General features: G+C 62.5%; 19 protein-coding genes and 1 pseudogene. 8 read left to right on the forward strand and 12 right to left on the reverse strand.

Annotation, left to right across the window (positions count from 1 at the left end):
- Nucleotides 1–68 precede the first annotated feature (68 nt).
- Together AB8A50_RS06785 and AB8A50_RS06790 are read left to right on the forward strand one after the other, a co-directional pair.
- A complete protein-coding gene (locus tag AB8A50_RS06785; protein ID WP_068736536.1) occupies nt 69–305 on the forward strand; it encodes a hypothetical protein in 237 nt (78 codons plus the stop codon).
- Between the two features lie 94 nt (nt 306–399).
- The gene (locus AB8A50_RS06790; protein ID WP_439077204.1) at nt 400–1,140 is read left to right on the forward strand and encodes a hypothetical protein; all 741 of its coding nucleotides are present in this window, start codon (nt 400–402) and stop codon (nt 1,138–1,140) included.
- Between the two features lie 7 nt (nt 1,141–1,147).
- Here the strand turns inward: AB8A50_RS06790 and AB8A50_RS06795 are convergent, their stop codons facing one another.
- Nucleotides 1,148–1,741: a DedA family protein gene (locus tag AB8A50_RS06795; protein WP_439077205.1), complete on the reverse strand. Its 594-nt coding sequence runs from the start codon at nt 1,739–1,741 to the stop codon at nt 1,148–1,150.
- A 182-nt stretch (nt 1,742–1,923) separates the two neighbouring features.
- Between AB8A50_RS06795 and AB8A50_RS06800 the strand changes: the two genes are divergently transcribed.
- A complete protein-coding gene (locus tag AB8A50_RS06800; RefSeq protein WP_199712062.1) occupies nt 1,924–2,214 on the forward strand; it encodes a hypothetical protein in 291 nt (96 codons plus the stop codon).
- Nucleotides 2,215–2,217: 3 nt separating this feature from the next.
- Here AB8A50_RS06800 and AB8A50_RS06805 read toward each other — a convergent pair whose 3' ends face one another.
- Nucleotides 2,218–2,478 (reverse strand): hypothetical protein, encoded by a 261-nt coding sequence (locus tag AB8A50_RS06805; RefSeq protein WP_068736902.1) that lies wholly within the window; start codon nt 2,476–2,478, stop codon nt 2,218–2,220.
- A gap of 156 nt (nt 2,479–2,634) precedes the next feature.
- Here AB8A50_RS06805 and AB8A50_RS06810 point away from each other — a divergent pair, with 156 nt between their 5' ends.
- Both AB8A50_RS06810 and AB8A50_RS06815 read left to right on the forward strand, forming a co-directional pair.
- Nucleotides 2,635–3,660 carry a PrsW family glutamic-type intramembrane protease gene (locus AB8A50_RS06810; RefSeq protein WP_439077206.1) on the forward strand — a complete coding sequence of 342 codons (1,026 nt, stop codon included), beginning with the start codon at nt 2,635–2,637 and terminating at the stop codon, nt 3,658–3,660.
- A gap of 123 nt (nt 3,661–3,783) precedes the next feature.
- Nucleotides 3,784–4,359 (forward strand): annotated as a pseudogene (locus AB8A50_RS06815) (HdeD family acid-resistance protein).
- A gap of 23 nt (nt 4,360–4,382) precedes the next feature.
- On the opposite strand, the gene AB8A50_RS06820 reads toward AB8A50_RS06815, so the two are convergent.
- From AB8A50_RS06820 to epmA, 3 genes are read right to left on the reverse strand one after another with little or no spacing between them, the layout of a single operon-like run.
- The gene (locus AB8A50_RS06820) at nt 4,383–4,661 is read right to left on the reverse strand and encodes a hypothetical protein (protein ID WP_081422013.1); all 279 of its coding nucleotides are present in this window, start codon (nt 4,659–4,661) and stop codon (nt 4,383–4,385) included.
- Between the two features lie 40 nt (nt 4,662–4,701).
- On the reverse strand, nt 4,702–5,802 hold the full coding sequence (locus AB8A50_RS06825) for a lysine-2,3-aminomutase-like protein (RefSeq protein WP_439077207.1): 1,101 nt from the start codon (nt 5,800–5,802) through the stop codon (nt 4,702–4,704).
- Nucleotides 5,799–6,851 carry an EF-P lysine aminoacylase EpmA gene (gene epmA / locus AB8A50_RS06830; RefSeq protein ID WP_439077208.1) on the reverse strand — a complete coding sequence of 351 codons (1,053 nt, stop codon included), beginning with the start codon at nt 6,849–6,851 and terminating at the stop codon, nt 5,799–5,801. The genes AB8A50_RS06825 and epmA overlap by 4 nt, the downstream gene beginning before the upstream one ends.
- A gap of 138 nt (nt 6,852–6,989) precedes the next feature.
- On the opposite strand from epmA, the gene efp reads away from it, so the two are divergent.
- Nucleotides 6,990–7,556, forward strand: a complete 567-nt coding sequence (gene efp, locus AB8A50_RS06835; RefSeq protein WP_068736546.1) for an elongation factor P — start codon at nt 6,990–6,992, stop codon at nt 7,554–7,556.
- Between the two features lie 178 nt (nt 7,557–7,734).
- Nucleotides 7,735–8,964, forward strand: a complete 1,230-nt coding sequence (locus AB8A50_RS06840; protein WP_439077209.1) for a lytic murein transglycosylase — start codon at nt 7,735–7,737, stop codon at nt 8,962–8,964.
- Nucleotides 8,965–8,973: 9 nt separating this feature from the next.
- Here AB8A50_RS06840 and AB8A50_RS06845 read toward each other — a convergent pair whose 3' ends face one another.
- Genes AB8A50_RS06845 through AB8A50_RS06855 form a run of 3 tightly spaced genes read right to left on the reverse strand, consistent with a single transcriptional unit; the run spans nt 8,974 to nt 12,732 of the window.
- Nucleotides 8,974–10,362: a class II fumarate hydratase gene (locus AB8A50_RS06845; protein WP_439077210.1), complete on the reverse strand. Its 1,389-nt coding sequence runs from the start codon at nt 10,360–10,362 to the stop codon at nt 8,974–8,976.
- A 9-nt stretch (nt 10,363–10,371) separates the two neighbouring features.
- Nucleotides 10,372–11,352 carry a tripartite tricarboxylate transporter substrate-binding protein gene (locus AB8A50_RS06850; RefSeq protein WP_439077211.1) on the reverse strand — a complete coding sequence of 327 codons (981 nt, stop codon included), beginning with the start codon at nt 11,350–11,352 and terminating at the stop codon, nt 10,372–10,374.
- 30 nt (nt 11,353–11,382) lie between these two features.
- Complete coding sequence (locus tag AB8A50_RS06855) at nt 11,383–12,732, reverse strand: class-II fumarase/aspartase family protein (RefSeq protein WP_439077212.1); 1,350 nt, start codon at nt 12,730–12,732, stop codon at nt 11,383–11,385.
- Nucleotides 12,733–12,867: 135 nt separating this feature from the next.
- On the opposite strand from AB8A50_RS06855, the gene AB8A50_RS06860 reads away from it, so the two are divergent.
- On the forward strand, nt 12,868–13,617 hold the full coding sequence (locus AB8A50_RS06860) for a GntR family transcriptional regulator (RefSeq protein WP_439077213.1): 750 nt from the start codon (nt 12,868–12,870) through the stop codon (nt 13,615–13,617).
- Nucleotides 13,618–13,660: 43 nt separating this feature from the next.
- On the opposite strand, the gene recJ is transcribed toward AB8A50_RS06860, so the two are convergent.
- The 4 genes from recJ to glpX all read right to left on the reverse strand — a co-directional run bounded on the left by recJ (nt 13,661) and on the right by glpX (nt 17,808).
- Nucleotides 13,661–15,499, reverse strand: coding sequence for a single-stranded-DNA-specific exonuclease RecJ (recJ, locus tag AB8A50_RS06865; protein WP_439077214.1), 1,839 nt, complete (start codon nt 15,497–15,499; stop codon nt 13,661–13,663).
- Nucleotides 15,500–15,547: 48 nt separating this feature from the next.
- Nucleotides 15,548–16,267, reverse strand: coding sequence for a haloacid dehalogenase type II (locus AB8A50_RS06870; protein ID WP_439077215.1), 720 nt, complete (start codon nt 16,265–16,267; stop codon nt 15,548–15,550).
- 79 nt (nt 16,268–16,346) lie between these two features.
- The gene (locus tag AB8A50_RS06875) at nt 16,347–16,799 is read right to left on the reverse strand and encodes a GNAT family N-acetyltransferase (RefSeq protein ID WP_120289464.1); all 453 of its coding nucleotides are present in this window, start codon (nt 16,797–16,799) and stop codon (nt 16,347–16,349) included.
- Nucleotides 16,800–16,809: 10 nt separating this feature from the next.
- The gene (gene glpX, locus AB8A50_RS06880; RefSeq protein WP_068736567.1) at nt 16,810–17,808 is read right to left on the reverse strand and encodes a class II fructose-bisphosphatase; all 999 of its coding nucleotides are present in this window, start codon (nt 17,806–17,808) and stop codon (nt 16,810–16,812) included.
- Between the last annotated feature and the right edge of the window lie 45 nt (nt 17,809–17,853).

Raw genomic sequence — 17,853 nt, forward strand, 5'->3', positions numbered from 1 at the left:
CTGTCTGGCCGAACGCAATCTGCACTGCTCAAGGTGCGAGATCATGCGATACCGGCAGGGAGCGAGACATGAAGCATGACGGCGGTGATCACCTTCACGCGCACGACAGCGCGATGACCGAGAAATACGGCAGCACCACACTGGCAACACTCCGCAAGATCTACGGCAAGTTTTTCGCAGCCGGGCATCCCGACACGCTCACGCTCAGCGAAGTGCTGCCGAAGCTCAACGACACCTCGCTCAGTCAGCTCCGCCGCGATCACGACACCGGGCATCTCAAGAAGAAGATCTCGAAGGCGGCGTGATGCCGGAGTCGGTACCAGCGTACACGCGAGTGTAAATCTCTTGCCCTCACCCTCTCGTTGCGCTTGGATAAGCAAGGGTCTGGGGAGAAGTAAAATGCGTAAATGGGGAGCCGTGGCACTCGCTGCCACGCTGGGTGGCTGCGTCACCAATACCGAAACAGTTCAGTTTCGCAGTTCGAATCCAAATCAGCAGGCCATGATGCGTGATGGCCAACCTGCCCTCGTGTCGCGCCAGAAGAGTTCGATTGTTCTCGTTCGGCCAGCCTCACGACAGTTGCAGGCAAACGGCAGGCCTGTGTTCATCGTCGGCATAAATAACTTCGGAAAAGCTCCGGTCGAATTCCGCGTTGGACAAGTTGATGTGAGCCAGAGGGTTGGCGAGCAGGATTATCCGATGCAAGTCGTGACGTATGAAATGCTGGCCCAAGAAGAGAAGAACCGTCAGGTGGCCGCAGCAATTTTGGTCGGAGTCGCTGGAGCCGCAAATGCCTATAGCGCCTCTCGTGCAGGTTACGGTACCTACACTACCCCTCGCGGCGGTCAGGGGACATTCTATAGTCCCACGGCCGCAGCAATCGCACAGAACAATGCTGCCGCTCAGAACGAAGCGATGTTCGCCGCAACTGTGGAACGCGGCCAACAGAATATGGCACAGCTCGAGCAGGCGGTGATCAAGGACAACACGTTACTGCCGGGCGAATGGTATGGCGGACAGCTTCATCTGTCTCCGCCGACCACACCTCCATCCGGAAATCAAAAGGCTTATTCGATTGTCATTCAAGTCGGCGCAGACCGACATGTAATCGAAGTGGCGCAGGCACCCGCCGCCACTTAAGCGCCATCTAGAACGCCTTGCGCAGCAACATCACGGTCAGAACGATCACGACGACCGGCGCTCCCAATGTCACCGGGAGCAACCATGGACTGTCGGCGTCGATGAGTGTGCCGGGGATGACGCCGATCAAGGCGTGATCGACGATCCAGACCATTGCTGACACGATACTGGCAATTTCGAACTTCAGACGCGGCATGCCGGTAATGCCCGCGACGCTGGTGACCAGCGCGCGCGCCGGCCCGATATGATAACCGACCATGATCGCCGCGATGCCGTAGCGCTCGAATAGCCCACGCACCCGCGCCACCAGTTGCTGACGCGATTGGAGCATCCGCATCTCCAGCAGCCTCGGCCCGCACCGTTTGCCGAGTTCATAGGACACGCTCATGCCGAGCACCGCACCGCCGATGGCCCAGAGGACGAAAGTCCAGGATACCACGCCGGCCCCGATCAGCACGCCGGTCGCCGTCACGATGGCCGCAGCCGGAACGACAAAACTGGAGCCGACCAGACATCCGAAGAAGGCGATGACGAAGCCAAGCGGTCCAGCCAAATCGGCTTGCGCCGCGATCAGCGCCGAGATTTTCTGAATGATGTCCATCAGGGAGGGGCTTCCGAACCGGCGCGCTGTGTTTCGTCCATCACCAGCAATGAAACAAAACCGCGGTCGAAGAAACCGTTTCCTCGCCTCCGCGCAAACTGCCTGAAGCGAACGCCCTCTATCCATTGCTCCAACGACGCGCCGATCGGCGCACGGATGGACACAAGATCGAGGGACACACGATGACATTCACCACCGCCAAGCTCGCCGCCGCCACTGTTCTTGCATTCGGCATGCTGACCACCGTCTGCCACGCCTACAGCGCCGAGCAGGAACAGCTTTGCACGGGCGATGCGATGCGTCTCTGTAGTTCGGAGATCCCGGATGTCGATCGCGTCACGGCTTGCATGATCCGCAACAAGTCTCAGCTTAGCGACGGCTGCAAGTCGGTGTTCGCACCCGCTTCGGCCTACCAGCCAGCATCACTGCGGACCTCGAAGCCGGTCAATCTGGTGCCGGCCCGGATTCGCTGACGCCTAGCGCCGGCGCGCCACGGCGACGCCGAGCAGAAAAGCAACCAGCAGCGACCCCAGCGGCGCTTCGCGTGCGACATTGGCCAGGATGCTCAACGGCATCCCTGGCTTCTTGCCGGACTCGATGGCACCGCCGATGCGGTGCGCGGTCTCGGTCACCGCCTCTTTCACATCCGTGATCGTTTCTGTGATTGTCGACCTGGCCTCAGGCACGGGCTCGACGCCTTCGTAGATGTAGGGGGGTGTCTTTGCGTCGTCCGCCATGGTCATTTCCCGTGCAGTTTGAGCTGTGTCAGCCCAATCGACCGAACACTGATTGGTTCCGGCCCTGGCCCGGGCCCGCCAGCTTCTCTTTTGTCGCAGGCGGCTCCCGCAAGAGTCACTCTTTCCGGTCTGCCCGGCCGTCTATAATTAAGTTCCATGAACCTGCTCGAATCGCTCCCCACCGTGATCGGTATCGCCGCCGTGGCACCAGCTTTGCTGTTGCTGTGGCTGGTGATTGCTGCCGATGAACGGCCGGGACCGCCCGGGTTGGTCTGGGCGTCATTCCTGCTGGGGGCCGCCAGCATCTCCCTGCTCGGCTATGCCCGCGCGCTGTTCGCGGCAATTCCGGGTCTTACGGACAACCCGACCCTGGCCATGGTGCTCCACGCCGTGTTTGGTGTCGCCGCGCCGGAGGAGATCGTGAAGATCTTCGTCATCATCGCGGTGTCCACCCAGCGCGCCCGGACGGCCGATCCGATGGACACGGTGGTTTACGGCGCCGCCGCCGGCCTCGGCTTCGCCGCCTACGAGAATCTCGTCTATCTCCTGCAATATCCCGAGATGTGGCGGACGCTCGCGGTGCTGCGCAGCGTACTGACCGTGCCGTTTCACGGCGCGCTCGGCGTCATCGCCGGCGCCTATATCGCCATCACCCGCTCCGGCCGCGCGCTCGGCGCCCATCGCCGCGATGGGTGGGCCTTCATTCGCACGCCCATGCTCATTGTTCTCGCGCCAGTGACGCTGCATGCCTGTTTTGATCTCCCTCTGCTGACGCTGCAGCGACATCCGGAGATCGTCGGCGTGATGCGCCGCGTGCTCGAGGCCGCCGGCGTGGTGATCGGCTTAGGCACCATTGCGCTGGCGGCGCGGCTGGTCCGGCGGATCGGCGCGCATCATGCGCCACATACCGAGGTGTCACGCGAGCGGCTCCGCCAGTTGCGCGGCATGTGGGCACTGCTGGTTGCCGGCGGCGGCGCGGGCTTTGCCGGCACAGCCTTTTTGCTGACCTCGATTCATCACTGGTTTACGAACCCGGCGCGCAACGTCACCATGGTGCTGATCCCACTCGGTCTGGCATCCATCGCCATCGGCGCCGTGCTGCTGGTGCTGACGACGACAGCCTATATTCTCGGGCGCAACCGCATGCGCACGGCCGCGCCAGCCATGACCGCGCAGTCGTAACGTTCAAGACCTCACGCGACATTCGAGCTATTCCCGATCAACAAACTTGCACGCTTCCGCGTGTGAGCGGATAAATGCAAGCTACGGCCAGCATGCTGCCGGCCCGATCAGGACATTGCCGCCATGACCATGCCGCCCAACCTCGCCGAGCTGCAATCGAAGATGAGCGACGCCGTGCGCGCGCATTGGAAGGCATTTCTAATCGAGGGCATCGTGCTGGTGATCCTCGGCTTCGCCGCGATGATCGTGCCGCAGGTGGCCAGCATCGCCGTCACCGTCATGCTGGGCTGGATGTTCTTCATCTCGGGCGTCGCCGCGCTGCTGATGACCTTCTGGGCGCGTCAGACGCCGGGCTTCATCTGGTCGCTGATTTCAGCAATCCTCGGCATCGGCGCCGGCATCATTCTGCTTACGCGCCCGGCCGAAAGCACGCTGACACTGACATTCGTGGTTGGCGTCTATTTCCTCGCCGAGGGCGTAGCGACCATCATGTAAGCGCTCCAGCATCGCAAGGAGCTGTCCGAGCGCTGGAGCTGGATGGCCTTCTCCGGTCTGATGGATATCGTGATCGCCTTCATCATCATCTCGGGCCTGCCCGGCACGGCAGCCTGGGCCATCGGCTTGATGGTCGGCATCAATCTGGTGATCGGCGGCGCTTCGCTGATCGGCTTGGCGATGGCCGCGCGCAAGAAGGCCTGATCCGGCCGATGATCTGCAGGGGCTCAGCAGCCCTTGCAGATATTCTTGATCATGCGATCAAGTTCGCGATCCTGCGCGTCGATGCGGGATGGATCGTTCTTGCCGGTCTCCGGCGGCAAATCGCCTGGGCGCGGCTGGCGATGGCCGACGGGAGCCTCTGGCAGAGCACCGCCGCTGTTGGTCTGTGTGGTCGGCTGCGAGCGCAGGCCCTTGGGTGGCAGGTTGCGGGACGAATCCTGCGCCAGAGCCAGCGAATGGCCGAGAACGAACAGGCCTGCCGTCATCACGAACAATGTTTTCATTTTTTGTCTCCGACACCAGGTGGCGCGTGTAAGCCGATCACTACGGCTTCGGTGGATAGATATGAACGTCGCCGCAGTAATCCACAACACGATAGACCGATTCCGCAGAAGCTTCACCGTCAGGCTTGAGGTTGACTGAAGAATTCTCGGACAAATATTCGGGACCGATCGGCGCCTTGCCATAACCGCCGGGAATATCGAGCACATAATCCGGCTGGCACAATCCGGAAACATTGCCTCGAATGGCGCGCATCAAGGCCTGTCCCTCCGCGATGCTGGTGCGCAAATGTGCGGTGCCAGGCGCGAGGTCGCCGTGATGCAGATAATAGGGCTTGATGCGGCACTCGACGAAACCGCGCATCAGTGCCGTCAGCGTCGCCGCATCGTCATTGACGCCGCGCAGCAATACCGACTGGCTCACCATGGGAATGCCGGCATCCACCATCAGCGCGCAGGCCGCACGTGCAGCATCCGTCAGCTCGCGCGGATGATTGGCATGCAGCGCCACCCATGTGCTGGCACCCGTGACTTTCAATGCATCCACCATTTCCGCACTCACGCGGCCGGGATCAGCCACGGGGACCCGCGTATGCAATCGAATGATCTTTACATGCGGGATATCAGCGAGATCCGCCATGATCTCGCTCAATCGCCGCGGCGACAGCATCAGGGGATCGCCGCCGGTGAGGATTACCTCCCAGATCTCGTCATGACTGCGGATGTAATCCAGCGCGGCTGAATAGGCGTCGGGTGACAGCGCGGTCTCCTTGCCCGGCCCCACCATCTCGCGGCGGAAACAGAACCGGCAATACACCGCGCAGACATGTACCAGCTTGAACAGTACACGGTCGGGATAGCGATGCACGATGCCGTCGATTGGCGCATGGGCGTGATCACCGATCGGATCAGCGTTCTCTTCGGGCTGCGCGTTCAGTTCATCCACACTCGGTATGTACTGGCGCGCGATCGGATCGTCGGGATCGCTGCTGTCGATCAGTGCGGCTACGGCCGGCGTCACCGCGACCGCATAACGCGCGGCGACCTTCTCCAGATCGGCCAGCATCGAGGCTGGCGCGAGACCGTTTTCGATGAGGTCGCTGGCTTGCCGCAGGGTCGTCGCAACTTTCACGTGACGGTTCATGACACACCTGCCGGCGGCGTCCACACCACCTGATCGATCCGCGTCGCGCCCGACGCGAGCATCACCAGCCGGTCGAATCCGAGTGCAACACCGGACGCAGGCGGCATCGTTGCGACGGCCTCAAGAAACTCCTCATCGAGCGGATAGCGCTCACCATAGCGACGCTCCTTTTCATCCATCGCTTCCGTGAAGCGGCGGCGCTGCTCATCAGCGTCGGTCAATTCGCCGAAGCCGTTGGCGAGTTCGACGCCGCAAGCATAGATCTCAAAGCGTTCGGCCACGCGTCGGTCGCCTTCTTTGGTGCGCGCCAATGCCGCTTCCGGCGACGGGTATTCAAACAGCACGGTCATCCGTCCCAGCCCGAGATGCGGCTCGACATACTCGACGAGAATCTTGCTGAAAATATCCGACCACGTATCGTCATCGCTGATCCGCACCTTGCCGGTCGCAGCAGCCGCCAGCATAGCGCGATCCCCCTCGGCGCCATCGATGCTTGCAAGCAAATCTATATCCGCAAAACGCGTGAACGCCGCTGCCACGGTTAATATCTCCGGCTCGGCAAACGGATCGGCAACCTGACCGCGAAACCTGAACTGCTTGATGCCTGTCGCCTGCGCCGCGCATGCAATGATCGCCACACAATCGACGATCACAGCCTCATAGCTCTCCTCAGCACGGTACCATTCGAGCATCGTGAATTCAGGCAGGTGCTTGTCGCCGCGCTCGCGGTCGCGAAACACCCGGGCGAATTCGAAGATTTTCGTCTCCCCTGCCGCCAGCAGCTTCTTGCAGGCGAATTCCGGCGATGTCCGCAGATACCGCGAGAACCGCTCGCCGTCGCGGTCGATCAATGTCGTCTTTGGCGCATGCAGATGGGTCTCATTGCCCGGTGAGACCTGCAGGACGCCAGTCTCGACCTCCAGGAAGCCCTGAGCCTCAAACCACGTCCGGATACCCTTCGTGATCGCTCCCCGCGCCAGCAGGAAGCCCCGGCGGTCCTGATGTCGCGCCGGGCTCCACCAGGGCGACGGCCGGTCGGTTCCAGTCATCGGCAAACGGCCCTTTTGGGTTGCAAAACGCTGGCATCGCCGCGTGAAATCAGTATGTTGCCCCCCGAAACCGCTTCGCTGGCCACAGGACACACACGTCCGGATCGGTCCCGGGCCTGAAATCTAGGAAACATATCTGTGAAAGTCATCGCCAGTTCTATTCGCAAGGGCAACGTCATCGAGCAGGAAGGCAAGCTCTACGTGGTTCTGTCCGCGGAGAACATCCACCCCGGCAAGGGAACCCCGGTCAGCCAGATCGAAATGCGCCGAATCAGCGACGGTGTGAAGATCTCGGAGCGCTACAAGACCACTGACCAGGTGGAAAAGGCGACGATTGAAGACCAGAACTTCAATTACCTCTACAAGGATGCCGACGGCTTCCATTTCATGAACAACGACAATTACGACCAGGTTCAGGTGCAGAAGGACGTCATCGGCGATGCCGAGCCCTATCTGCAGGAGAACATGACCGTAAAGCTGTCGCTGCATGGTCTGGTTCCGGTGGCGATCCAGATGCCGCAGCGCGCGACCCTCGAAGTCGTCGATACCGAGCCGGTGACCAAGGGCCAGACCGCGTCGTCGTCCTACAAGCCTGCCATGCTGTCCAACGGCGTCCGCACCAACGTGCCGCCGCATGTCGGCACCGGCACACGCATCGTGGTGCTGATCGAGGACGGCTCGTACATCGAGCGCGCCAAGGACTAACAGCTCCCGCCGTCGCAAGATTGCCGCAAGTCGGCCTCACCTTTTTCGCAAGACCGCCGGAAGCCAAAAAAGGCTCCCGGCGGTCTTTTTCATGCGTGACTTCAATATGTTGACGGCCTCCCCGCGCCGCGACGCATTGCCCCTGCCACGGCGCAAATCATGCGGCTACAATGGGGGCATGACCACGCGCGATTCCCTGATCGACCGACGCAGCCTGCTCCGCTCCGCCCTCGGTGCCGGCGCGCTGCTGGCCATGCCCGGGACCGCCTCTGCGGCCCCCGCGGGCTTCGACGCGTGGCGCGACGGCTTTCGTGCAAAGGCAATTGCCAAAGGTGTCTCCGAGGCCACCTATACCCGCGTGATGGGCCGCATCGAGCCGGACATGTCCGTGTTCACCAAGATGCAGAAGCAGCCGGAATTTCACGAGCAGCTCTGGCAATACATCAACCGCCGCGCCTCCGACTGGCGCATCGCCGCCGGCAAGGATGCGCTGCGCAAGAACGAAGCCGTGTTCGACCGCATCGAGCGTGACTTCGGCGTCGAGCGCGGCACGCTGCTGGCGCTGTGGGGCGTCGAGTCCGCCTATGGCGATCCCATCGTGCAGCAGAACCATATGCGCCCGGTGTTTCCGTCGCTGGCCGCACTGGCGTGGAACGAGCCGCGCCGCCGCGCCTATTGGGAAACCGAACTCATCAACGCGCTGAAGATCGTCGATAAGGGATGGGGCACGCCCGACGAGATGCGCGGCTCCTGGGCCGGTGCAATGGGCCACACGCAATGGATGCCGGAAGTCTGGCTCAATGTCGGCATCGACTATGACCGCGACGGCCGCGTCTCGCCGTTCGGCAAGCCTGACGATGCGCTGGGCTCAAGCGCACGCTTCCTCGTCAATCGCGGCAAATATCCGCGCGGCGAACACTGGGGCTATGAAGTCCGCGCCAATGGCGCCGGCTCATCGGATAGCAATCGCAGTTTTGCAGCATGGTCCGCAGCCGGCGTTACGCGCGCCGATGGACAGCCGTTCCCGCAGGCCACTGCAAATGCCAAGCTCTGGGTGCCTGTGCAGGGCGGTCCGGCCTTCCTGCTCGGCCAGGGCTTCTACGCCGTGCGCAGCTATAACCCGTCGATGAATTATGCGCTGGCGATCTGCCATCTCGGCGATCGCATTCTCGGCGCGCCGCCTTTCATCCAGCCGTTCCCCGGCTCGGAACGCGCGCTCACACTCGCCGAAGTGCAGGAAGTACAAACTCGCCTCACCCGCGCCGGCTTCGACACCGGCGGCACCGATGGCCGCGTCGGCAACGACACGATGAAAGCGGTGAAGGACTATCAAACGAAGATGGGTCTGCTGCCGGCGGATGGCTATGGCGGGCTGAAGGTGCTCGCGCGGTTGCGGCAAGGCGGCTGAGCCGTTCCGTCAAATGCCCGCCATCCGCTGCGGATCGACGTAACGATCGTAGTCTTCACCCGAGAGCAGTCCTAGCGCGATCGCTGCTTCGCGCGGTGTGATGGCTTCATCCAAAGCTCTGGCTGTGATGAGTGCGACCTTGTCGTAGCCGATCACCGGATTGAGGGCTGTCGCGAGCAGCGGCGCGTTGGCGACATTCGCGGCGAGCTGTCGCCGATCGACGTCGAGATCGCGGATCAATCGGGACGTAAAGACATCGACGCCATCGGCGAGGATGCGGATCGACTGCAAGACGTTGTAGATGATGACCGGCTTGGCAACGTTGAGCTCGAAATTGCCGGATGCGCTGGCTGCGGTGACGACGGCGTTGTTGCCCGTCACCTGAAAACAGACCTGCACAAGCATCTCAGCGATCGTCGGGTTGCGTTTGCCAGGCATGATCGACGATGTCAGCCCGTCATGCGGGATGACGAGCTCACCGAGTCCGCAGCGCGGACCCGAACCGAGGAAGCGCACGTCGTTCGCGATCTTCAGCAGCGTCACAGCCAGGCCGTTGAGCGTGCCTGACACTTCGACAAGCGCGTCATGTGCACCCATGCCTTCGAACTTGCTCGGGTTCGGGACGAATGCAACGCCGGTCAGTGCGTTCAGGTGCTCGCAAAAGGCGCTGTCGAATCCCTTTGGCGCGTTGAGCCCCGAGCCGACGGCCGTGCCGCCCTGGGGCAGCATCAGCAGACGCGGAAACACTGCTTCGATGCGGTCAATCGCATGGCCGATCTGGCGGGCGAAGGCATCGAATGCCTGCCCCATGGTCATCGGTACGGCATCCATCAGATGCGTGCGTCCGATCTTCACGACGTCGGAGAACGCGTCCGCCTTGGCGCGGAGATCATCGCGTAGCGTCTTTAAGGCCGGGAGCAAGCGCCCGCGCAACTCCAGCGTTGTTGCCACATGCATCACGGTCGGAAAGCTGTCATTCGATGACTGTGAGCAATTGACGTGATCGTTGGGATGAACGGGTGATTTGGTCCCAAGCGGCTGGCCCAGCAATTCATTGGCGCGGTTCGCGATCACCTCGTTGGCGTTCATGTTGGTCTGGGTGCCGGAGCCCGTCTGCCAGATCGGCAACGGGAAATGATCGTCGAAACGGCCTTTCTGAAGTTCGAGTGCCGCTGTTTCGATCGGCGCTGCGATCTCCGGCGCGATCGTCCCGAGTTGCAGATTGGCGCGAACGGCCGCGATCTTCTGCAGGGCGAATGCACGGATCAGCGCGACCGGGAAACGCTCATCGCTAACCTGGAAGACCTCAAGCGCGCGTTGGGTCTGCGCGCCCCAATAGCGATCCTTCGGCACCGCGATGGCACCGAAGGCGTCATGTTCCGTGCGAACGTCACTCACGAGTCTCGCTCACTGCGCGCCGACAACGCCCGCCGCCTTGATGATCGGCGTCCACTTGTCGATCTCGGATTTCAGATGCGCGGCCAGCGCATCGGGCGTCGCCCGTTCTGGCGCCACTGGCTGCACGCCGAGCCCGGCAAGCCGGCTCTTCACGGTCTCGTCCTTCAGCGCCACGTTCAATGCGGCAACGAGTTTGTCGATGATCGGCTTGGGCGTGCCCTTCGGCGCGAACAGGCCGTACCAGACCGTGTAGGTGAAGCCCGGCAGACCGGCTTCGGCTGTCGTGGGCAGCTTTGGCAGCGCCGGCGCCTTCTCGGTGCTGGTGACGGCGTAGCCCTTGATCGTGCCGCCATCGACATTGCCGACCACGTTGACGATCTGGTCGCACATGACATCGACCTGCCCGCTCATCATGTCGTTCATCGCCGGACCAGCGCCGCGATAGGCGATCTGGGTCGGCTGCGTACCGGTCGCTGCATTGAGCAGCAGACCGCACAGATGCGACGCCGATCCGATGCCGGCATGCGCGTAGTTCACTTTCTCCTTGTTCGTCTTCATCCAGGCGATGAGCTCGGCGAGATTGGCGGCCGGGAGATCCTTGCGTGCCACGAACACTGACGGCAGATCGACAGCGAGACCGATCGGCTCGTAGTCTTTGATCGGATCGTATTTCAGCTTGGGATACAGCGCCGGATTGGTCGCGTGGCTGATATGGATCAGCAGCAGATTGTAGCCGTCCGGCGGCGAGGCCGCGACCTTGGCGCTGCCGATGGAGCCGCCGGCGCCCGTCGTGTTCTCGACGATGACCTGCTGCTTCAGCGGGCCGCTCATGCCCTGCGCCAGCAGCCGCGCGATGGTGTCGCCGGGGCCACCTGCCGAATACGGCATGTTCATGGTGATGGTACGGGTCGGATAATCCTGCGCCAGACTTGGGCCAGACAGCAGTGCACCGGCGAGCACGAATGCGGTCGTCAAAATGTTCTTCGTCATCGAAATTCCTCCCCTGTTGTGTGTGTTGTTTCAGTGTCCGCTCATACTCAGCACGCGATCCACCATCGGACCGCACAGGCCGAGATAGTTGGCCGGGTCGCAGTGACGACGGATGGCCTCCTTGCCACCAAGCGCTTCGGTGATTTCCGGGACCTCGGCGAGGATATCCGCCAGCTGTCCGCCGCCTTCGATCGCCTTGCGGCAGGCGTCGTAGACAACGTCATGCGCATGCTGGCGGCCGAGTTTCGGCGCCGCTGCCATCATCACCGCTTCGGCGACGATGAGACCACGTGTCAGATCCAGATTCTCCAGCATGCGCTTCTCATGAACCACAAGTCCGGCCAGCATGAATTTGGCATTGGCCAGCGACGAGGCGGTGAGCAGGAAGCTCTCCGGCAACGACACCCATTCGAGGTGCCACGGCCCCGTTGCACGTTCCAGGTCATGGATCATGCCGTCGAGCATGGTCGCGACATGCTGGCGCACCGCCTTGGCAGCGGCGAGCATCAGTTCGCTTGAAATCGCGTTACGCTTTTGCGGCATCGTCGATGACGCGCCGCGACCGGGCACGAAAGGCTCAGACACTTCGCCGAATTCGGACGATGACAACAGCATCACGTCGGTGGCGATCTTGCCGAGCGTACCGGTGATCAGGCCGAGCAGCGTGACCGCTTCGGCGATGCCGTCGCGGGCGACATGCCAGGTGATCGAGGGCTGATGCAGGCCGAGCTCCTCGCAGAACAGCTTTTGCATCTCCAAGCCGCCCTCGCCCACCGATGCGAGCGTCCCCGCGGCGCCGGAGAACTCGCCGAGCAGGATGCGCGGCAATGCCTGATCGACGCGCTCAATGTGCCGATCAATGGAGGACAGCCAGACGGCAGCCTTGTAGCCGAAGGTCACCGGCAACGCCTGCTGCAGATGGGTGCGCCCGGCCATCGGCGTGTCGCGATATTTTTTCGCCATGGTAGCGAGGATGTCGCGGACCTCGCGCAGATCGCGCGCAACGATCTGCAAGGCCGCGCGGATCTGCAAGACGTTGGCGGTATCCATGATGTCCTGGGTGGTCGCGCCCCAGTGGACGTAGCGGCCCGCCTCTCCGGCGGCCTCGGATAGCTGATGGACCAGCGGCAGGATCGGGTAGCCGACGATTTCGGTTTCAGCACGGAGCTTGTCGAAATCGATCCGGATCGATTTGGCGGCAGCCTCGATGGCCTGCGCGGCTTCCTTCGGCACAACGCCGAGACGGGCCTGGGCGCGGGCCAGCGCGACTTCGGCCTCGATGTAGCGGCCGACCAAGGCTTCGTCGGCGAAGACCGCCCGCATTTCCGCGGTGCCGAACATGTCCCGAAACAGGACCGAATCGAAAACCGTGCTGCCCATAACGCTTCCTCTTATTATGTTCGTACATATTAAATTGTCCGAACATAAACCGTGTGTCAATCTCCTTCCTTGACGAGATGGTCGCCAATCAGGCTTCCATCCTGCGATCAGGGACTTAGGGGTCGAGGGACGACGGTGGAAAAGCGTTACGCGTTCGTGGCCCGAGCACTGACCGAGGCCATTGCAGACGGACGGCATCCGGTCGGGTCCGTGCTGCCGACAGAGTTCGAGCTGGCGGACCAGTTCGCCGTGAGCCGATCAACCGTGCGCGCGGCGATGCAGGAGCTTCAGGCGTCCGGCTTGGTCAGCCGAAAACGTAATGCGGGCACGCGCGTCGAGGCGGCCTCTCCCGCCAAGGGCCGTGATGGCTTTACGCAGGCACTCAATACGATCGAGGCGGTACAGCAGTTCGGCACCGAGACCGAACGACACGTGCAGCATGTCGCCGACATTGTCGCGGACAGCGAGCTGGCCAGCCAGCTCGGATGCCGACCGGGTCGCCGCTGGCTGTGCATCTCAAGTCTGCGCACGATTCCCGGCGACGTCACACAGACGCCGATCTGCTGGACGGACGTGTATATCGACGGCGCCTTCGCCGACGAGGTTCGCGCGAAGATGGGCGGGCATCACGAGATCTTCGGCACGCTGGTCGAAAAAATCTCGGGACGACGGTTCGTCGAGATCCGGCAGGACATTTCTGCGGTTGGCGTGTCGGACGCGATGGCGGAGCCACTGAAGGCAACGGCTGGCGCGCATGCGCTGTCGATCCGGCGGCAGTACCTGTTCGCCTCAAACGAGCTGGCTGAGGTCTCGCTCAGCATTCATCCGGCGGACCGCTATCGGTATTCGACCAGGCTGCTCCGCCGGCAAGACACAAATGGATGAGTGCACCGGTCAAGCTGGAGACGACAGGTTGAGAGCGGTGAGACTACCTGATCATCTTCGGCCCGGGATCCGGCGCCGCCACATCGATCACGCGCATCTGCACGCGCTCGGCGCCCTGCCAGCGATCGACGGTCAGCGAGCCCGCCACATGGACCGGCTGACCGCGCAGCTCCTGCAACGCGTTGCCAAGTTTCTGCCCCACTGAACGAAACGCGATACCGTTGACCATGGCACCGTCCGACGCCTTGAAGCGCAGCCGCAGATGCGCCTGCCCAACTTCATCGACATAAACGAGCTGATGCGCCGGCAGCGCAATCACCGGCTCGGGATTGGCCTGCCCGAACGGCCCGGCGCGATTGAGCGTATTCACGAGATCCGTCGTCACACCGCGCGCAGTGACGGCGCCGTCTATGAACAGCTCCTTCTCGTTGCGCGACTTGCCGACGTCGGCAGCCAGCGCGCTTTCGATATAGGCCCGGAATTCGCCGAGACGTTCCTTGCGCAGCGTGACACCGGCGGCCATGGCATGCCCGCCACCTTTCATCAGAAGCCCATCGGCAACAGCTTGCCGCACGGCTTTGCCGAGATCGACGCCGGAGATCGAGCGGCCAGACCCCGTACCGATTCCGCCGGGCTCCAGCGCGATGGCAAAAGCAGGCCGCGCAAATTTCTCTTTGAGCCGGGATGCGACGAGCCCGACCACGCCCGGATGCCAGCCTTCGCTGGCCGTCACGATCACCGAGCCTTTGTCTTCCAGCCCGAGTGACGCCAGCGCCTCCGCTTCGGCCTGCGCTTCCGCGGCCTGCTCGATCACGCGTCGTTCGATGTTCAGCCGATCAAGTTCGGCAGCGATCTTCGCGGCCTCGGAAATATCGCCTTCGAGCAGCAGCCGCACGCCCAAATCGGCGCGCCCGATGCGGCCGCCGGCGTTGATGCGCGGCCCCAGCATGAAGCCGAGATGCCATGCTTCCGGCGGGCCGTTCAAACGCGCCACATCCATCAGTGCGGTGTGCCCGATGTGATCGCGGCGTCGCAATGCGATGAGACCCTTGGCGACGAAGGCGCGGTTCAGGCCGATCAGCGGCGCTACGTCGGCCACGGTGCCCAAGGCCACATGATGCAGCATGCCCAGAAGATCCGGCTCCGGCATCTCCGCGGTCCAGAAGCCGCGCTTGCGCAATTCGCGATTGACCGCGACCAGCGTGATCAGCACGAGGCCCACGGCAGCGAGATGACCGAGACCGGAAATATCGTCGAGCCGATTGGGATTCACGACGGCATCGACGTCAGGCAATTCCTCGCCGGTCTGATGGTGATCGATGACAACCACAGACATGCCGAGCTTCTTGGCCTCGGCCAGCGGCTCAAAACTGGTCGTGCCGCAATCCACGGTGACGAGCAGCGTGGCGCCCTTGCCCGCCAGCGTCCTGATGGCATCCACATTGGGGCCGTAGCCCTCGAAGATGCGATCGGGAATGTGGATCTGCGGGTCGAGCCCGCAATGGCGCAGATGCCAGGCCAGCAGCGCCGATGATGTCGCACCGTCGACGTCGTAGTCGCCGAAGATCGCCACTTTCTCCCGGCGCTGTGCGGCATCCGCGATGCGCTTCGCCGCTGCTTCCATCTGCGTGATGGTGAACGGGTCCGGCATCAGCTTGCGAATGGTGGGATCGAGGAAGTCTTCGACCGCGTCGAGTTCGATATTGCGGCCGGCGATGACCCGCGCCAGCATTTCCGGCAATTGAAAACGTTGCACCATGGCCAGCGCCCGCGCCGCCCCACGCTGATCCACCCGGTCGCGCCAGATCCGCCCGGTGGCGGATTCGGTAACGCCGAGAAAGGCCTGCTGGGATTCGACGGGAATGATGGTCGGTGGCGTCATGGCATCAGCAATAGGCCGCGCAGCCGCTTTCGGCAAATCCCAAGCCCGTCAGCAGCCCATCCGCTTCGCCAGATCATTGAAATCATCGGCCACCACGTCCCACGGGCCCTCGGCCTTGAAATCGCGGTTCTGGTGCGGGCCATATTCAGTGACCCGCGGCACGAAGGCGGTCTTGAGGCCGAGTTTGTGCGCGGCATCGAGATCGCTGTTATGGGCGGCGACCATCATGACTTCCGCAGGCTTCAGATTGAGCAGTGCGGCCGCGCCCAAATAGGCCTGCGGATCGGGCTTATAGTGTTCGAACAGTTCCGCGCTCATGATCAGGTCCCATGGCAGGCCGGCGAATTTCGCCATGTTGGTCAGCAGCGCGACATTGCCGTTCGACAACGGGCTGATGACGTATTTGGTCTTCAAGCGCGTCAGACCGCTGACCGAATCCGTCCACGGATGCAGCCGGTGCCAGCCGAGTGTCATGTGATGCAGATCGTTGTCCGAGAGCCCGTTGATGCCGAACTTGGCGACCAGCACGTCGAGCGACTGCCGATGCAGCGTGTCGAGTTTCACGAAGCCCCGCTCCGGATGATGGCGCACCACATCCATCGAGGGCATATAGGCCTGCCGCCAGGCATCGACGAGCGCGGTCCAGTCAGCCGCGATACCGCGCGCTTTGCCGAACGCGGTACAGTCAGCAATCAGGCTGGAACGCCAATCAACCACGGTGCCGAACACGTCGAACACCAGAGCCTTGACGTTATCGGTCTCGCTCATGGTCTCATCCCCATTTTGTTTTCTTGGTTTTTAGTTCGATTAATCCGAGCGCATATTGGCGCGCTCGGATTGCCTTTAATTAGAGTATCTTCCGATACTGCATAAATCCGGAATTATCCGCGACCTGATCATACAGAATGCGCGCCTGCGCATTCTCGTTCTGTGTCAGCCAATGCACGCGGCTGCAGCCATCGGCCTTGGCCTTCGCATAGACCGCCTCGATCAGAGCGCGACCGACGCCATGTCCCCGCGCGTTGTTGTCGACGAACAGGTCCTGCAGGTAACAGTAGTTGCCCGGCGTCCAGGATGAGCGGTGATACAGGAACTGCACGATACCGGTGAGCTTGCCATCCACATAGGCGCCGAGCAGAAACATCTGCTCGTTTGCGTCGTGAAAACGCTTCCACGCGGTATCGGTCGCGGCCTGTGGCAGCGTCGCCTTGTAGAACGTCAGATAGCCCTGCCACAGCGGCTCCCAGGCAGCCCGCTCGTCGGGGCCGACCGGGTGGATGTCAACATTCGCCTTCGCCATGTGACCGAACTCAATCCAGGTGGAATTTTTCGAGCTGGCGGTGCTCGCCCTTGATGATGCGCACGGTGCCAGTCACTGAACGCATCACGATGGTCTCGGTCTCGATGACGTCGCCGCGGAACTTGACGCCCGACAGCAATGCGCCGTCGGTGACACCGGTGGCGGCAAACAAGCAGTCGCCCTTCGCCATGTCCTCGATGCCATAGATCATCTTCGGATCGGTGACACCCATCTTCAGCGCACGCTCGCGCTTCTCGTCGGTATCGAGGATCAATCGGGTCTGCATCTGGCCGCCGATGCAGCGTAGTGCTGCAGCTGCCAGCACGCCTTCCGGTGCGCCGCCAATGCCAAGATAGATGTCGATGCCAGATTTGGCGGGATCGGTGGTGTGGATGACGCCGGCGACGTCACCGTCCGGAATGAGACGCAACGCCGCCCCAGTCGAGCGGATCGCTGCAATCAATGCTTCGTGCCGCGGCCGCTCAAGCACGAGGGCGGTGATCGCCGACACCGGCACGCCCTTGGCCTTGGCGAGGCGCTTGATGTTCTCTTCCGGCGATGCGTCGATGTCGATCACGTTCTTGGCGTAGCCCGGACCAATCGCAATCTTGTCCATATAGACGTCGGGCGCGTGCAGCAGCGTGCCGCCGTCGGCCATCGCCATGGTGGCAATCGAGCCCGGCATGTCCTTGGCGCACAGTGTCGTGCCTTCGAGCGGATCGACGGCAATATCGACCTTCGGGCCGGCATTGATGCCGACCTTTTCGCCGATATAGAGCATCGGCGCTTCGTCGCGCTCGCCCTCGCCGATCACGATGGTGCCGTCGATCGGCATCTTGTTGAGCTCGCGGCGCATCGCATCGACCGCTGCCTGATCGGCCGCCTTCTCCTGCCCATGACCACGCAACCGCGCAGCCGACACTGCCGCGCGCTCGGTCACGCGAACGATCTCCAGCGTCAGAATGCGCTCGAGCAGTTGCTGCGGCGGGACGGTAATATGGGTCGACATTGGCGGGCTCCTTCTACGGTGGGACGAATGTCCCCGTACAACTCT

The sequence above is a fragment of the Tardiphaga sp. 841_E9_N1_2 genome (genome assembly GCF_051811065.1).
Taxonomy (GTDB): domain Bacteria; phylum Pseudomonadota; class Alphaproteobacteria; order Rhizobiales; family Xanthobacteraceae; genus Tardiphaga; species Tardiphaga robiniae.

What these genes read in the sequence shown, in the direction of transcription:
- AB8A50_RS06785 (WP_068736536.1), top strand. Translation starts at nt 69, where the DNA reads ATGAAGCATGACGGCGGTGATCACCTTCACGCGCACGACAGCGCGATG.
- AB8A50_RS06790 (WP_439077204.1), top strand. Translation starts at nt 400, where the DNA reads ATGCGTAAATGGGGAGCCGTGGCACTCGCTGCCACGCTGGGTGGCTGC.
- AB8A50_RS06795 (WP_439077205.1), bottom strand. Translation starts at nt 1,741, where the DNA reads ATGGACATCATTCAGAAAATCTCGGCGCTGATCGCGGCGCAAGCCGAT.
- AB8A50_RS06800 (WP_199712062.1), top strand. Translation starts at nt 1,924, where the DNA reads ATGACATTCACCACCGCCAAGCTCGCCGCCGCCACTGTTCTTGCATTC.
- AB8A50_RS06805 (WP_068736902.1), bottom strand. Translation starts at nt 2,478, where the DNA reads ATGGCGGACGACGCAAAGACACCCCCCTACATCTACGAAGGCGTCGAG.
- AB8A50_RS06810 (WP_439077206.1), top strand. Translation starts at nt 2,635, where the DNA reads ATGAACCTGCTCGAATCGCTCCCCACCGTGATCGGTATCGCCGCCGTG.
- AB8A50_RS06820 (WP_081422013.1), bottom strand. Translation starts at nt 4,661, where the DNA reads ATGAAAACATTGTTCGTGATGACGGCAGGCCTGTTCGTTCTCGGCCAT.
- AB8A50_RS06825 (WP_439077207.1), bottom strand. Translation starts at nt 5,802, where the DNA reads ATGAACCGTCACGTGAAAGTTGCGACGACCCTGCGGCAAGCCAGCGAC.
- epmA (WP_439077208.1), bottom strand. Translation starts at nt 6,851, where the DNA reads ATGACTGGAACCGACCGGCCGTCGCCCTGGTGGAGCCCGGCGCGACAT.
- AB8A50_RS06840 (WP_439077209.1), top strand. Translation starts at nt 7,735, where the DNA reads ATGACCACGCGCGATTCCCTGATCGACCGACGCAGCCTGCTCCGCTCC.
- AB8A50_RS06850 (WP_439077211.1), bottom strand. Translation starts at nt 11,352, where the DNA reads ATGACGAAGAACATTTTGACGACCGCATTCGTGCTCGCCGGTGCACTG.
- AB8A50_RS06855 (WP_439077212.1), bottom strand. Translation starts at nt 12,732, where the DNA reads ATGGGCAGCACGGTTTTCGATTCGGTCCTGTTTCGGGACATGTTCGGC.
- recJ (WP_439077214.1), bottom strand. Translation starts at nt 15,499, where the DNA reads ATGACGCCACCGACCATCATTCCCGTCGAATCCCAGCAGGCCTTTCTC.
- AB8A50_RS06870 (WP_439077215.1), bottom strand. Translation starts at nt 16,267, where the DNA reads ATGAGCGAGACCGATAACGTCAAGGCTCTGGTGTTCGACGTGTTCGGC.
- AB8A50_RS06875 (WP_120289464.1), bottom strand. Translation starts at nt 16,799, where the DNA reads ATGGCGAAGGCGAATGTTGACATCCACCCGGTCGGCCCCGACGAGCGG.
- glpX (WP_068736567.1), bottom strand. Translation starts at nt 17,808, where the DNA reads ATGTCGACCCATATTACCGTCCCGCCGCAGCAACTGCTCGAGCGCATT.